Below are 14232 nucleotides of genomic sequence, written 5' to 3' on the forward strand. Positions count from 1 at the left end.
CGACGCGCTCATCGCCCGCTACGGCGACAGTGACGCCCTCCCGCTGCAGGAGCAGGTCGCGCGAACCATGTTCAACAAGGCAATCACGCTAGGAGACACCGGCAACCCTGCGGCAGAGATCGAGGTCTACGACGCGCTCATCGCCCGCTACGGCGACAGTGACGCCCTCCCGCTGCAGGGACAGGTCGCGCAGGCCATGTTCAACAAGGCAATCACGGTAGGAGACACCGGCAACCCTGCGCCAGAGCTCGAGGTCTACGACGCGCTCATCGCCCGCTACGGCGACTGCAACGCCCTTCCGCTGCAGGAACCGGTTGCGCGGGCCATGCTCAACAAGGCAGTCGCATTGGGCCAATCCGGTGATTTTGCGGCAGAGATCGAAGTCTACGACGCACTCATCGCCCGCTACGGCGACAGTGACACCCTCCCGATACAGAAACAGGTCGCGCAGTCCATGTTCAACAAGGCCATCACGCTAGGCCAGACCAGCGATCCTGCGGCAGAGATCGAGGTCTACGACGCGCTCATCGCCCGCTACGGCGACAGTGAGGCCCTCCCCCTGCAGGAACAGGTCGCGCGGGCGAAGGTCTCTCTAGCCAATTGTTTAATCGACACTGGCGTTGGGGGGGGGAACCGCACTGAAGCGCTTTTAAAAAGCTTGACGGAAAGCCACGAAGCGTTGGCTTACGGGAACTTGTTCTGGCTGTATGTTACATCGGAAGAGCTTTCCAAGGCGAAAGAGACATTGCCCCATCTCAAAGACATTCCGACCGAGGGGCGCGCGTTGATGGATGCAGCGCTCGCCGTTCAGGCGAAAAATTTTGGAGACGCCACGGAGCATCTGAACAAGGCCTTGCAAGGAGGCTTGTTTCAGGAAAGCTGGAATTTCACCGATGACCTGGAACGTTTTCTGCGTCTCTCCATCACGGCTGGACTTGGCGAGCGCTTGGTCGACTGGTTTGAAGAGACACGTTTGGCCAATCGTTATGCCCCAATCCATGCCGCGCTGAAGGCTGCAGTTTATGGCGAGGCAGCCTTGCTTGACGTGAATCCGGAAACCCGTCACGCCGCAGGCCTCATCCTCCCACGCTTGCTCCCTGCTTCAAAGCCCCTGAAAGGCAAGTGACACCACTGTGACTTGGCCCGGTTTTCTGAAGAGTTCTTGGCTTACCTTCATGGAGAATTGGATTGAAATTACGAATAGTTCGGGTAGGCAAAGAAAGCCGAACCGCAGGGGCGCTTCGAGCTGGGAGCGGCCATTGGCTGCGCTTGGCTTGAATGACGGCTGTAGGACGGGTTGTCCCGCGCGGCAAACTTTATTTGAACATCATGCTGCGCCAGACAGGACGTCCTGTGTAGGGAAGCGACATGTGGCGCCCGTCAATCGATGAAGGGCAGCTTGGGGCCGGTTGCGCGAGGCAGAGGCAGCCCGGCGCTGGCGCGAGGGGCTGCAGGTTTATATTAAGAGCCCGAAAGAACTGTTGCTGCGCCATGGAAGAATGGCGGCTTTTGCGACGCCGGAACACCCATCATGAACCGGAGAGTGGTTGATGTAAGTAGGGCTAGCGATCCATCCATTCTGCCTTTAAGCGTGTCAGCTGATCTCTTCGCTCCCGCGTCAGTACAGTCTTTTCCCTCGCCCAAACCATTGGGTACATCGATCCCCCTTCGACCTGAGAGGCGACAAGAGCGGCCTGTGCGTCTGCCCATCCCCTCCAGCCCTCCTGCAGCGCACGGAGCGCATTCGGGTCAACGCCTCTAATCTCTGAGACTTCAAGCAGCGTCTCCGCGAGCCGTGCCTCTTCTTGGTGCAGATCGCTGCCGGCGCTGACGTTCATTGCAGTCTGAGTGCGCGGCACGGCCCCATGCAAGGCTTCCACCACCACCCAGTCCGTTGCTGCTATAAACTCCTTGGTCGCTGCAGCAAGATGCTGCAGTTCTTCAGGATCGAGGACGGCTATCTGCGGAAGCTCGTGTGTCAGGATGTGGCGGACCTCGTAGAGACGGGCAAGTGACGCCACCATCGTGGCGTAGTCTTCGATGATCGGAGGCAGCGGCCAATCGTCGGCCTCCTCAGACCATCTTGGATGAGCTACCTTCAGCTTCGCAGGGAAACCTCCGAGCAGAGTATCTAAGACACTAAGGACAGCGTCGACGCTGTTAAGCGATACGGTGTGTGCAACGAAGTCACCGATGGTAAGTTCTCGTCGATTCAAATGAGCGGCAAAAGCGAGGTCGATTTTCGCGCCCTTGGCTAGCTTTTCTCCACGCTCGAAATACTCCTCTCTACCATTGATCAACTCGGAGATCACACCACGGAGGAAAACTTCTAATGTCGTGACCAGCCGAATGGGAATAAATTCAACAAATGTCGAAGAGAGTTGAACGACCGAGGCGGCACCCTCGCAGAGTGCGTCGATTTGATGAACGAGTTCAATGCCAAGCCGAGGTTGATCCCCTCGCCGTTCGTTCCAGTCGGTGATCTGATGATAGGAGGAGCGTTTCATACCGTAATCTTCACTCGAAACGGACACTCGAGCAAGCGCAGCGAAAGCTCAGAATGTCCTGCATAGTAGACTTTGCTTGCGCGATCTCGCTGCGCCAGGCACGAACGTCCGGTCTGTGGAAGCTGCACCGCAGCGCCCCTCATGGGCCGACTGGCGCCTTAGGGCCGAACGCGCCAGCGGTAGCCTTCTGCGGGACATCAGCAGTAGATTGGCTATCACCGCAATTGCCGTGAACCTGATCATAGGCGCGGAACGAACCAGTCACGCAAAAACCCGGACGCGCACGGCGTCCGGGTTTCACAGGACATAAAATGTCCCATTGCTTTTGTTCCCGAGGCTTATTTGCCGAGGTCAGCGTTCACCCGCTCGACTGCGTAGTCCTGCGCGGCAGCGGCGTCCTCGACCACTGCGGCCATTCCGAAGAACTCGTGGGTCACGCCGTCGAAGGTGCGTTGTTCCACCTCACCGCCAGCCGCCTCGATCGCGTCGGCGAGCATCATTCCGTCGCTCAGCAGCGGATCTATGCTTGCGTTGATGATCGTGATGGGCGGCAACCCAGCCAGGTCCGCGTCGACCAGGCTGATGCGAGCATCATCGAGCTGGCTCTCATCGGTCACCGTCTGGTCGAAGAACCATTCCATCATTGCTCGGTTCAACGGCACGGCTTCGGCGTTCTCGACGTAGCTTTCGGTTTCAAGCGAGGTCTGCGCAACGGGGTAGACCGACACGACGTGGTCGGGCTGGGTCAGTTGTTGGTCTCGAGCGGCGATGGCCGTGGCGACGACCATGTTGCCGCCGACGCTTTCGCCCACCAGTGCCAGACGGTCGACGTCGGCATTTAACTGGTCGCCATTCTCAACGGCCCAGGTGTAACCGGCCAAGACATCGTCATGCGCGGCGGGGAAAGGGCTCTCCGGAGCGTGACGGTATTCCAGGCTGATCACCACGGCGCCGAGCTTGTCCGCAAGCGACGCAGCGGATGCATCATAGGTATCGATATCAGCGATGGCCCAACCGCCGCCATGGACATAGACAACGAGAGGATAGGGTCCTTCGCCCGCGTCAGTAGGGGTATAGACACGGGCAGGTTGGTCGCCCTCGGCCGCGGGATAGGTGATGTCCTGCCGCGTCACGGCGGGCTCCGGCACGTCGAGCCCGTCTTCCTCGATCACGCGGGCGACCGCATCGGCCGGGGTCGGCTGCTGTCGTGCTTCCTCGGCAGCAAGCTCCGGGATCGGCTTCGGATCTAGCGCCTTCAGAGCTTCGAGCACGCGCGCCATGTCGGCATCAGCCCGATCCATCGTGCCGGACATGGGCGCAGTCTCGTCCGACGTCGTCTCGCCAGCGTCGCTGTCAGCCGAAGTCGTCTTTTGCGGCGTCGTTTCATTAGTGCCGCTCTGCTGATCCGTTTGCATCTCGGTCTGTCCGGCGACGTCGTCGGCTGCGGCATCCTGGGCAAATGCCGGGGCGGTCAGGGCGACGATGAGACTCGTGGCGGCTGCGGTCGTCCAGAGCGTCGCGCGTGTCGAATGGGCCATGGTATCCTCCGATTTGTTATCCAAGCGCGGGGGCACTTCAGGCCTCCCGCATTGCCAACCCAACGCAAACGCTTCGTTAACGATCCAATCGCGCCCTATATATTTTTTGGCGTTGCCATACGGGTTAGGGTGTTGATGTGGTGACCCGATTATTGCCCACTTTGTTTGACCAAGCTCTGACGTCGTTCAGCAGCTCCATCAGAACCTGTAGGTGGTCCAAATAGTGGGAAATGTTCAACATAGTGAAGATCATGGTGACGGGCGCTGATACGAAGACGCTTGCAGCAAACCTGCGTTCAATCGATGTCTGAAACGTCCCGCATATCTGACAGCGCTTGGTCATTCGCACCGCACCAGGCAGGAACGTCCGGTCTGGAGATGCAGCACAGAACATCTGTCGAGCAATGAGCGACCGCTAAGGGCCGAAAGCAAACCTGAACGCAGACAATGTCAAAGCCCGAGCAAGGTTGAAATGACCTATTAGGGAATTCAGGTGCCAGCACAGTCCACGTCTGATCTGCACAAATCTGGTGGATCAGTGAGGCCTTGAGCCGACGAGGGTGAATTCGGCACCGTCATCAAGCAGTTCCAGTCGGGATATTCCTTGGAAATAACTTCCGACAACACCATTCAGAAGTGTCGATCCGAACCCTTGGCCCCTCGGACTGGAAACCGCAGGGCCGCCACCTTCCTTCCATTCGAAGGTGAAGTCATTCCCAGTCAGGCTCCAGTTTATTGTCACCCATCCATTTTCCGTCGAGAGCGCCCCGTATTTCGCGGCGTTCGTCGCGAGCTCGTGCAGGGCCAGGGTCAGCCCAATCACCTGCTCTGAAGCTAGACGCATGGCAGGGCCGCTGATTGCTATCTGACGCAAGTCGGCGACGTGCGGTCCCAGTGCGCTGCGCACGACCGCGTGGATATCGACTTCCTTCTGCTGCGATTGCGTAAGCACATCCTGTGCCGCCGAGAGTGCGGAGAGGCGCAACTGGATTGCGTGCTTCTCGTCTTCGATCCCTGCAACGCCTCGCAAGCTCTGCCGGACGATGATCTGGGCCATCGTCAGCACGTTCTTCATACGGTGCGCGATTTCGTTGGCCAGCACGTCGCGTTCGTTCTCGAGCCGCAGCCGATCCATTGCCGCATAGGTCCGGTCCACCATTGCCGAGAGGAAAGCCAGCTCGTTCTCCGTCCACTTGCGTGGGACCTGCGAATTGACGAAGAGCACCGCCTTCAACTGGCCCTCCTGCATCAACGGCAGGTTCACAAGGGAGCGCACGCCGAGGTTCTCGAGTGGCTTCACGTCCTGGACGCGCGGGTCAGCTCGCACGTCCTCGATGATCACCGCGCGCCCCTCACGCAGGTCCGCGACGTAGCTGCCGAAATCCTCGAACCTGTGATCGCCTAGAAGGCTCAATCCCCCGTCCCTGGTCCAGTCGGCCTTTACGGTGACGATCTTCCCGGTCGGATCGACAACTCCGTGACCGGAGCGGAAGACATGGATCGTCTCGGCGATCATCCGGGCCGCAAGGTTTGCGATCTCAGACGGGTCGCGCAGGTCGCGAACGCGTTCAGAGAATTCGAGTCGGGTCTGCTGCATCCGCATCTGCTCGCGGTGGTCGGTTACATCGACGACGATGCCAACCAGCCTTTCGGGCGTGCCCGCATCATCGAACTGCACCGTGCCTTGGGCCTGCACCCAGACTGGCTTCGTGCCCTCGCGCGTAACGCGGTAGGTGATGTCGACATTGTCGCCCTTCGTCGCCGCCGCTCGGATGGCCTGCCGGACGCAATCGCGATCTTCGAACAGGATGCCGCGGAAGAACGCTTCGACAGAGGTTCCTCCCTCGGCCGTCGCCACGTCCACACGGTGCAGCCGGGCCGCGATCTCGTCCGCGATCACCACGTCCTTTTGGAGTTCGTTTTCGAACACACCCACGGTTCCCGAGCGGTTCATGGCGATACGGGCTCGGTCCTGCAAGCGCTGCATCCGCCGCTCGGCTTCGCGCTCTTTCGTCTGGTCCCGGAAGATCTTAACAAAACCAGCCAACCGACCTGGCTTGCGAACTGCATCACCCTCGGCATCGGTGGCATCAAGGAGTGGCATCATCAGTCCGCTGCCCCAGAACTTCTCTCCGCCCTTGCGGACATGCCATCGCACGTCCTCGGCACGGCCGTGTTCGAGCGCAAGCTTCATCTCGACCTCGACCCGATGATCGGCGGTGTCGACAGAGGTGAAGAAGGCATCAGCGTGCTGGCCGAGGATCTCCTCATCGGTCCAGCCGAGAATGCGCTCGGCACCCTCGTTCCAGCTCGTGATAATCCCGTCCGGGTTCATCGTCACGACAGCATGATCGACGATCGAGCGGAGGATCAGCTCGTTCAGATCGGCGATGCGTCCGGCATCTCTGACGGATATGAAGTGCTGATCGGACATTCCGGGACTCCTGACTCTCCTAACACTGCATAGACAGCGTTGTGCCTCTCGCGCGACCGCAACGCGCAAGGCTGTTTCCGGCGCATCGCGAATTGGCTTTATGAACATATTCCAAGCGTGTTCACCGCGCCACAAGACAATTGATGTCCATTTTTTGCCCTCGAGAAAGCCGAGAGCAGTGCCGCGTATCCGCTTGTTTGAACGGCGGCCATCCATTTAGTTGCGGATCGCCCTGAATGGCCGCTTTGGCAAGCCGCAACGCCATGGTGACTTTTTCGGTGAACGGCAGCTGTGGGCCGAGTGTGCCAATCTAAGGACGCCGCGTGCCCGTGCGGTCACCAGGGGCGGCAGATCGACGCGAAGAGCCCTAGGCGGTCATTCCAATTGCTCTCTATCCAAGCAATGATCACGGGATCAGCCTTGTGGAAGAACCTATGCCACTGCCCTACGTGCGCCTCGTAGATCCTGCGTCATACCTGCTGCCGGACATTGTGCGGACACCCCGGCTTCAACTTCGCCCTCCAACCGTGGAAGACGCCGCAGCGGTGGCGCAGGCAAGAGGCGAGAGCTATGCGGAGCTATTGCCATGGTTTCACCAGATCATGGGGCAGCCTAGCCAAGAACACGATGCACGATGGCAGTCAGAGCGCTTGGCACAAGCCGCAGAGGCTGCTCAACGACGCGAGCGATTGTCCTATCTTGCATGGGCATCAAGCGCCTGTATCGGAGGCGTTGATCTTATCCCGGTCTGGCGGCGAGGCCAATTCCGCCTGTCCTACTGGATGCGATCCTCTGCTTCCGGACAAGGATATGGAGCTGAGGCGGTGAATGCGATGATACGGACCGCGTTCGAGGTGTTGGACGCGCGTTTGGTAACGACGGGCCACGCAGTGCCCAATACGGCAAGCGCGCGCCTAGCGCAGAAGCTGGGCTTCCGAAAGATCGCGCATCAACCGCTTGGTTGTGAACTGCCTGACGGCCTCCTTGTTGACGGAATTGCTTACGCCATCGAGGACATTGCTGTATTACCACCGCTGGAAATCTCATGGGCCTGAATGACGGCTCTTCCGCAAAGCAGACTTCGCCTGCGCGATCTCGCTGCGCTAGGCACGAACGTCCGGTCTAGGGAAGCTGCACCGCAGCGCCAATCAAAGACCGACTGGCAGTTTTGGGCCGAGAATGAGGCCGCGCTAGGAGCGATCCATCGCTCAGCTCTGCAGCGCCTCCGCAAGTCGGCTTCGAGCCCACTGCGGACGGTCAGGGCCTCGCAGCAGCAGCTGCGCGGCGGCTCTCGCGGCGAGGATCGTGCCGACGCACCAATAGAATGCGACTAAATTCAAAGGAGCGCCCAAGTTCAGAAACCACGCGAAGCGAGCAATTGAATCGGTCAAAAGCGGCCAACTCAACAGTGAAGCGAGCGTCCTGAACCCTCTCGGAAGGCAGGTTTTGGCTCTTCATGAGGACTTGAAGCATTGCAGCGAAGCGTTGAGATATCGGAAAAGTCTTAGAATTTATTGCGGCGAGGCTTTCGCCCACCAGCGGTATTTCAAACGTGCCCGCACCTTCGTCCTCCATCCAAGTTCTCAACTGACCAAGGGCCCAGTATCCGTTCAGATCGTTGTTGCGGCTGATAAAGGCAACAAGGACATCATGAACGATGCCTTGAAGCTCGATGCGTCTCGCCATGCTGTGTTGGCTCCTAGTGATTTTCCAGCTTCGGCCTGACTGTAGCATCAGTCAACGTCCAGAATGTCCCGCACAGCAGCCTTTGCCCGCCTTGTTTCGCCGCGCCGAGCACGAACGTCCGGTATGGGTAAGCTGCACCGCAGCGCCCGTCATGGGCCGGCTGGCGGCTAAGGGCCGAGTGCGCTGGTCAGGGGCCGCCCAGGACCGTTGCCGGCACCAACGCCGGCAAATCGACGTTAAGAGCCCAATGCGGCCGATCGCGCGCGCCGTCAGATGAACGACGCGCACGTGTTCTCAGGTGGTTCAATGCCTGCAGATGTGGGTGCTCCAGTGCGCGTGCAGCGCTTGAATGTCGCCGCTGGTCAAAAGCGGCATTGCGGCATTCAGCTGGTCTTCGGACCACTCCCACCACCGCAGCTCGAGCAGAAGATCGACCAGATCTTCAGCAAACCGCCTGCGGATCTCCTTTGCGGGATGCCCGCCGACGATGGAATAGGGCGCGACATTCCTTGTCACCACGGCGCGCGTTCCGATCACGGCGCCATCGCCGATCGTGATGCCCGGCATAACAACGGCTTCGGAGCCGATCCATACGTCATTTCCGACGACCGTATCGCCGGCGGGCTGGAAGCCGTTCTTAGCATCACTGAATGCGGGCACGTCAGGCATCCAATAGAATGGGAACGTGCTGATCCAGTCGTATCTATGGCCCTGGTTTCCCGCCATGATGAAGCTGGCGCCGGAACCGATCGAGCAGAAGCTCCCAATCAACAGGCGATCAACGCCCTCATCTGGCAGAAGATAGCGGGCGCATTCGTCGAAGCTTTGGCCATGGTAGTAGCCGGAGTAGTAGCTGAACCGCCCGACCAGGATGTTAGGATTTGTGACCTGTTTGTCCAAGGTGATTCCCCGAAAAGGGCTCTCGAAGTAATTCTGCATTTCAAACCTCTGAATGAATGGCTTGCATGTGCACATGCAAGCGCATCGCTACCGCCAATGGCGGCACGCAATCTTCCCGAGCTTTTGCTCAGGAAGTTATTCAGATGGTTCGGTGCGCAGCCTTCATCGGGTCTTCAGCCTTTCAAGATCTACCTGAAGATAATGCTACAGCTTGAAGGCGCAAGCCGGGTCATAGGCAGTTATGTCCCGCAACGTGGTCACAGCCCAATTGATCTCGCTGCGGCCTGCACCAACGTCCGGTTCCGGGAACCTGCATTACAGCATCTAACGGCATCGTCGGGCCGCTATGGTCCGACCGACACGAATAGTGCCGATCGGAAGGATGGCTAAAGATCTACCGCCTCTGACAGCGACAGCGCGTCCTCGATATCGACCCCGAGATAGCGCACGGTGCTGTCCATCTTCGTGTGGCCGAGCAACAGTTGAACAGCACGCAGGTTTCCCGTCTTCTTGTAGATCTGGGCAACCTTGGTGCGCCTCATTGAATGGGTGCCGTAGGCGCTCGGCTCCAGACCAAGCGACACGACCCAGCCCCGGACGATCCGGGCATACTGCCGTGTCGACAGGTGCGCACTTCCGTGGATCCGGCTTGGCCACAAGAACTCGAGCCCGATCATCTCGGGGTTCCGGATCCAGCGGTCCAGGGATTGGCGCGTTGTATCGGTAATCTCGAACCGGACGGGTTTTCCTGTCTTGCTTTGGATCATCGAGGCGCGCTCCTTCACGTGCCCTGCGGCGAAAACATCTCGGACCCTCAGGGCCACGAGGTCGCACCCGCGGAGCTTGCTGTCGATCGCCATGTTGAACAGCGCGAGGTCGCGGGCATTGCCTGCCATTTCAAGCCGGACCCGGATCGACCAAACGTGCCGGGGCAGGAGCGGCCGCTTCTGACCGACGACGCGGCCCTTGTTCCAACTGACGCGCACAGGCTTGACTGCGGGAAGAAGATCGATGGACATGATGACACCTCCTGTCCGCCATGCCCGCCCTTCTTCGATAGTGTCGACAAAGAAAGCATATCATTCCGCAGGCTCGGCGTATGCACCCAAGCCGGCACCAGGAGCGGACGTATACCGAGTGAAGGAGGCTCAACGACTTCCGGTGGCAAGGGCGGCAGCATCGACACAACGAGCCCAAAGCCGACTGTCAGCTATGATCCGCGGTCCCGGCGATAGAGCAGCCGCGTGCGATCTGGGAGCGGTTCTGCGAAGATGAAGCCTGCCTTTTCGAGAACCCGCTGCGAGCCGCGGTTTTCTGGATGGGCCATTGCCCATACTTCCGGAAGCTTTAGCTGATCGTCCGCCACAGAAAGCGCGGCAGCTACCAATTGGGAAGCGTACCCTTTGCCCCAAGCTTCAGGATGAAAGAAGTAACCAACCTCGAAACCCCAGCCCGGCTCAAACGGATCTTGATAGAGTCCACCCCAACCAATGATCCTGTCTGTGTCGCTTTCCTTGACTACCCAGGGTGCGCAGCCATCGCGGCGGCGAAAATACTCATGGACCATCACCCGGCGACGACAATCCTGCAGCGAGTGATCAACATGCGTAAATGTCATCGCTGACGCATCGCCCAGGAATGAAAAGAGATCTGGCACATCAGCCCGGCGGGCGCCGCACAGCTTGAGGCTCTTCGTTTCCAGCATATGCGCAGGCTTTCCTTGGGGCGAGAAGATGCCGAGCACGACCCGTTGCTGTCATTGGACCTTGTAATCGCGTAGGTCATCGGCGTCATTCATTTCGTGGACAATGGGGCGTAAATCATCGAAGTTTCCCGTGAACTTGCCGATTATGTTTACAGCTTTTAGTAAGTAGGACATCACCATGAGCATTCGCGTCGGCATTGTCGGCATCAGCGGTTTTGGCGGCGGTGAAGCGCTGCGCCTGATCGCAAGCCACCCGTCGTTCGAGCTGGTCTATGCCGCAGGCGAGGGTAGCGCCGGCAGTCGGTTGATTGATCGCTTTCCTGGCGTGCCCGACAAGCTGGCCGACCTGGTGATCGAGAAGTGGGACCCTGCTGCGCTGCCGAAACTAGACGTGCTCTTCGCCTCGCTGCCTACGGGCACATCGGCCGAAGCACTGGCGCGCGTTCCGGATGGGGTGAAGGTCGTTGATATTGGGGGCGACCACCGCTACGCCGAGGGATGGGCATACGGATTGGCCGACGTCTGGCCTGCACAGCTCGAAGGTCAGAGCCGCGTCGCCAACCCCGGCTGTTTTCCTGCAGCAACGCTGAACGCGCTGGCTCCGCTGTTGGTGAATAAGTTGATCGCGCCCAGCAACATCATCATTGACGCCAAGACCGGCATTTCCGGCGCAGGTCGGGGCGGTGGTGACGGCAAGTTTGGATACGCAGAGAGCAACGAGAACTTGCAGCCCTATGGTTTGCTTAAGCATGTCCACATGCCTGAGATAGCCAAGACCATCGAACATCTGAGCGGTGGCGACGCCTCCGGGCTGGTCTTTACGCCGCATCTGGTGCCGATGACCCGTGGTGTGCTGGTCACCATCTACTGTCGCGGAACCGCCACCACCGATCAGTGCCTGGATGCGGCAAGGCGCTACTATGCCGATCGTGCGTTTGTGCGCGTGACCGATAAGCCGCCACAAACCAAATGGGCTACCGGCTCAAACCTCTCATTCGTGAGCTATGCAGCTGATCCCAAACGAAACCTGGTGATCGCGATGGGAGTGGTGGATAATCTTGGCAAGGGAGCAGCTGGTCATGCGGTGCAAAACGCGAACCTGATCTGCGGCCTGCCAGAAACCGCTGGTCTGGAAGGCGCATCCGTTTGGCCGTGACAGGAGTGGCCCCGTGACAGAACACAGCTGTGATAGCGCGAGACTTCCCCGTGCAGACGCTGAGGCTATTGTGGACGTGTTGGGCTTGGCCGAGAATCTGAAGACCGAGATGCGCCATAGCTGGTTGTCGAATGGTCGGCGGGAAAGTGTCGCGGAACATACGTGGATGATGTCCGTGGCGGCTGTCCTGATGGCTCCGCACCTTCAGCATCCTGTCGACCTGGGACAGACCCTGAAGCTGATCGCGCTTCACGACATAGCGGAGGCCATCAACGGGGATATTCCATACTTTGAGGAAAGCGCGCGTAAAAACACCAAGCTTGCCGATGAAACTGAAGCAATGGAGACAATGCGCGGGATGCTTCCAGCTGCTTCGGGAAAATTGCTTTTAGAGCTCTGGCGTGAATACGAAGACTGCGAGACCGAAGAGGCCAAGTTTGCGCGCGCCCTCGACAAACTTGAGGTGCAGCACCAACACAATCTTGCGGATCTACAGACCTGGACCGAGCAAGAGTTGGGTCTCGTCTACACTAAGATGGACCGCGAATGCGCCCATGACACGGCATTGATGACTTTGCTCGCTGTCATCAGATCCAGGGCAGAAAAGAAGATGCGGCAAGCTGGAATTGACCCAATCGAAATCAGAGCACGCTTGCTTTGATCGGCTGCTTCGTCCCGCTAAGCTGCCGACACCGAGCTGCAGCGGCAGCCACATGCAGAGCCCGAGCTGCCGCTCTCTGCTCGACACATCAAATGCTACGTCCGATAGTGATATGCAGCTAGGGAAGGGCACCAAGGAATTACCATGCCAACACCAGACGCCATTCTTGCTTTCGCCGTTATCGTCACCTTGATCGTGACGTCGCCTGGACCGAACCTGTTTCTTCTGCTACGAACCACGCCCACCTTTGGGCGCTCAGCCGGGTTGGCAAATACTATCGGGTTCTGTGCTGCAATTCTTTCACACGCTTTTCTTTCATTGATTGGCGTAGGTGCAGTTATTGCTACCTCTGCACTTGCATTCTCAATCCTAAAAGTCGTCGGAGCGATTTACCTGATCTGGCTGGGCATCAAAGCCCTCCGGTCGACTTGGAAAGGCGAAGGGTTGATGCCGGTAAATACTAGCACGGCATCCGGCGCTCCTGCACCGCTTCGCAGGCTCGGTTTGCGCTTCGCTGAAGGATACATGACCAACATCCTTAACCCGAAGCCAGCCTTGTTTTATCTCGCGGTATTCCCACAATTCATCGCTGTGGGCAGCCTCCCGATCCTCGTACAAGGCATGGCGTTAGGCACCATACATGCCGTCATCGCGCTTCTATGGTATGGTGTGGTCGTTCTGGGCATTGGCACGGTTGCAAGAATGATAAAGCGACCTGTGATCTGGCGGTGGATACAAACTACGTCCGGAGTCATGCTTATTTCTCTTGGGGGGCGCCTGCTGTTTGTTCGGCAAGCAGCCTAAGACGCGCAAGCTGCCATTCGCCGATAGGCAGCTTCGTCCCGCATAGCAGCCCCTCGCTCGCTACTCTGGACCGTCTGCTATGCGGGACAAAGCGGTTATACGCTTTTTAGGATGCTCGTCACAAAATCAGCGCGTTCCTCGACCCCAGTCATTGGCAATTCGATGAGCTGGTAACCAAACTGGGCATAAGTTTCTGCCATGAATTTACCGGTCGCTTGGGCCTCTCCTCGATCCTGTTTGCGCTCTGCGTCTTGCGTAAAAATGGCCTCCCAATACGGAGCAAGGAAAACTCGTCTACTATACGCGTAAAGCTTTGCTGCTGCCTCTATATGGGCTGGAACCGGGAGACCGCAGAGCGTGAGATAGCCGACAACATCAGGTATCCCTCGGTCCATTAGGACGGGGCCATCTATAACCCGCGCTTCATGCCATGAGCGTAGCTCCCAGCCCAGCATGAGTTCGGCATACATCGACCTGTCGGCCCATGGCAGGGACGTTCCGCCTATTCGCACTTGATCCTGTATAATGGCTCGTCCGGCCTCGGGCATACTGTAGAACCCTCGGCGGGTCAGGGCCTCGATCAAGCTGGTTTTGCCGGAACCGGGGCCGCCAGTCACGACGAACATATGGTCACCCATGGGCTATCCTCGAAATTTCTATGATGGGGAAACACCAATCGTCCAGCCCTCAGGCGGACGGTTCCAGTGCACTAGCGAGATTAGCTACACATCCGATAGGCGGCAATGGGCTCTATTTAGACGCCGCCGGGTGCAACTATTAGAAGCTTCTCGGAACAAAGCCGCCAGCCAACACTTGGACTGCTATACGCACCATGTTGTCT

Annotated in this window: 13 protein-coding genes; 5 read left to right on the top strand and 8 right to left on the bottom strand. The window is 58.7% G+C overall.

Annotation, left to right across the window (positions count from 1 at the left end):
* Positions 1-1126, top strand: a 1126-nt coding sequence (locus DKT70_RS18110) for a tetratricopeptide repeat protein (protein ID WP_199559635.1), incomplete at its 5' end; no start/stop codon positions are given.
* A gap of 436 nt (positions 1127-1562) precedes the next feature.
* Here DKT70_RS18110 and DKT70_RS16535 read toward each other — a convergent pair.
* The 3 genes from DKT70_RS16535 to DKT70_RS16545 all read right to left on the bottom strand — a co-directional run bounded on the left by DKT70_RS16535 (position 1563) and on the right by DKT70_RS16545 (position 6479).
* On the bottom strand, positions 1563-2507 hold the full coding sequence (locus DKT70_RS16535; RefSeq protein WP_111560177.1) for a lysozyme inhibitor LprI family protein: 945 nt from the start codon (positions 2505-2507) through the stop codon (positions 1563-1565).
* A 338-nt stretch (positions 2508-2845) separates the two neighbouring features.
* Positions 2846-4045: an alpha/beta hydrolase gene (locus DKT70_RS16540; protein ID WP_111560178.1), complete on the bottom strand. Its 1200-nt coding sequence runs from the start codon at positions 4043-4045 to the stop codon at positions 2846-2848.
* 535 nt (positions 4046-4580) lie between these two features.
* Positions 4581-6479, bottom strand: a complete 1899-nt coding sequence (locus DKT70_RS16545; protein WP_158530137.1) for a PAS domain-containing sensor histidine kinase — start codon at positions 6477-6479, stop codon at positions 4581-4583.
* A gap of 434 nt (positions 6480-6913) precedes the next feature.
* Between DKT70_RS16545 and DKT70_RS16550 the strand changes: the two genes are divergently transcribed.
* Positions 6914-7534 carry a GNAT family N-acetyltransferase gene (locus tag DKT70_RS16550; RefSeq protein WP_111560180.1) on the top strand — a complete coding sequence of 207 codons (621 nt, stop codon included), beginning with the start codon at positions 6914-6916 and terminating at the stop codon, positions 7532-7534.
* 202 nt (positions 7535-7736) lie between these two features.
* Here DKT70_RS16550 and DKT70_RS16555 read toward each other — a convergent pair whose 3' ends face one another.
* The 4 genes from DKT70_RS16555 to DKT70_RS16570 form a co-directional block, all read right to left on the bottom strand.
* Complete coding sequence (locus DKT70_RS16555; protein WP_146612669.1) at positions 7737-8165, bottom strand: hypothetical protein; 429 nt, start codon at positions 8163-8165, stop codon at positions 7737-7739.
* Positions 8166-8468: 303 nt separating this feature from the next.
* Positions 8469-9104: a type B chloramphenicol O-acetyltransferase gene (catB, locus tag DKT70_RS16560; protein WP_111560182.1), complete on the bottom strand. Its 636-nt coding sequence runs from the start codon at positions 9102-9104 to the stop codon at positions 8469-8471.
* A gap of 347 nt (positions 9105-9451) precedes the next feature.
* Positions 9452-10084 (bottom strand): tyrosine-type recombinase/integrase, encoded by a 633-nt coding sequence (locus DKT70_RS16565; RefSeq protein ID WP_111560183.1) that lies wholly within the window; start codon positions 10082-10084, stop codon positions 9452-9454.
* Between the two features lie 191 nt (positions 10085-10275).
* Positions 10276-10770, bottom strand: coding sequence for a GNAT family N-acetyltransferase (locus DKT70_RS16570; protein ID WP_111560184.1), 495 nt, complete (start codon positions 10768-10770; stop codon positions 10276-10278).
* Positions 10771-10948: 178 nt separating this feature from the next.
* Here DKT70_RS16570 and argC point away from each other — a divergent pair, with 178 nt between their 5' ends.
* The 3 genes from argC (at position 10949) to DKT70_RS16585 (ending at position 13391) form a co-directional block, all read left to right on the top strand.
* Entirely contained in the window at positions 10949-11926 is a 978-nt protein-coding gene (gene argC / locus DKT70_RS16575; RefSeq protein WP_111560185.1) for an N-acetyl-gamma-glutamyl-phosphate reductase, read from the top strand.
* Between the two features lie 85 nt (positions 11927-12011).
* The gene (locus DKT70_RS16580; protein WP_199559636.1) at positions 12012-12587 is read left to right on the top strand and encodes an HD domain-containing protein; all 576 of its coding nucleotides are present in this window, start codon (positions 12012-12014) and stop codon (positions 12585-12587) included.
* A gap of 144 nt (positions 12588-12731) precedes the next feature.
* Positions 12732-13391, top strand: coding sequence for a LysE family translocator (locus tag DKT70_RS16585; RefSeq protein WP_111560186.1), 660 nt, complete (start codon positions 12732-12734; stop codon positions 13389-13391).
* A 95-nt stretch (positions 13392-13486) separates the two neighbouring features.
* Here the strand turns inward: DKT70_RS16585 and DKT70_RS16590 are convergent, their stop codons facing one another.
* Positions 13487-14029, bottom strand: coding sequence for an AAA family ATPase (locus DKT70_RS16590; RefSeq protein ID WP_111560187.1), 543 nt, complete (start codon positions 14027-14029; stop codon positions 13487-13489).
* Positions 14030-14232 lie beyond the last annotated feature (203 nt).

Origin of the sequence: Paracoccus sediminilitoris, from assembly GCF_003259195.1 — a bacterium.
In the GTDB taxonomy this organism is placed as follows: Bacteria; Pseudomonadota; Alphaproteobacteria; order Rhodobacterales; family Rhodobacteraceae; genus Paracoccus; species Paracoccus sediminilitoris.

Bases quoted from the DNA above. Each gene is read 5' to 3' on its own strand.
- argC (WP_111560185.1), top strand. From the start codon at position 10,949: ATGAGCATTCGCGTCGGCATTGTCGGCATCAGCGGTTTTGGCGGCGGT.
- DKT70_RS16545 (WP_158530137.1), bottom strand. From the start codon at position 6,479: ATGTCCGATCAGCACTTCATATCCGTCAGAGATGCCGGACGCATCGCC.
- DKT70_RS16555 (WP_146612669.1), bottom strand. From the start codon at position 8,165: ATGGCGAGACGCATCGAGCTTCAAGGCATCGTTCATGATGTCCTTGTT.
- DKT70_RS16570 (WP_111560184.1), bottom strand. From the start codon at position 10,770: ATGCTGGAAACGAAGAGCCTCAAGCTGTGCGGCGCCCGCCGGGCTGAT.
- DKT70_RS16540 (WP_111560178.1), bottom strand. From the start codon at position 4,045: ATGGCCCATTCGACACGCGCGACGCTCTGGACGACCGCAGCCGCCACG.
- DKT70_RS16585 (WP_111560186.1), top strand. From the start codon at position 12,732: ATGCCAACACCAGACGCCATTCTTGCTTTCGCCGTTATCGTCACCTTG.
- DKT70_RS16535 (WP_111560177.1), bottom strand. From the start codon at position 2,507: ATGAAACGCTCCTCCTATCATCAGATCACCGACTGGAACGAACGGCGA.
- catB (WP_111560182.1), bottom strand. From the start codon at position 9,104: ATGCAGAATTACTTCGAGAGCCCTTTTCGGGGAATCACCTTGGACAAA.
- DKT70_RS16565 (WP_111560183.1), bottom strand. From the start codon at position 10,084: ATGTCCATCGATCTTCTTCCCGCAGTCAAGCCTGTGCGCGTCAGTTGG.
- DKT70_RS16590 (WP_111560187.1), bottom strand. From the start codon at position 14,029: ATGGGTGACCATATGTTCGTCGTGACTGGCGGCCCCGGTTCCGGCAAA.
- DKT70_RS16550 (WP_111560180.1), top strand. From the start codon at position 6,914: ATGCCACTGCCCTACGTGCGCCTCGTAGATCCTGCGTCATACCTGCTG.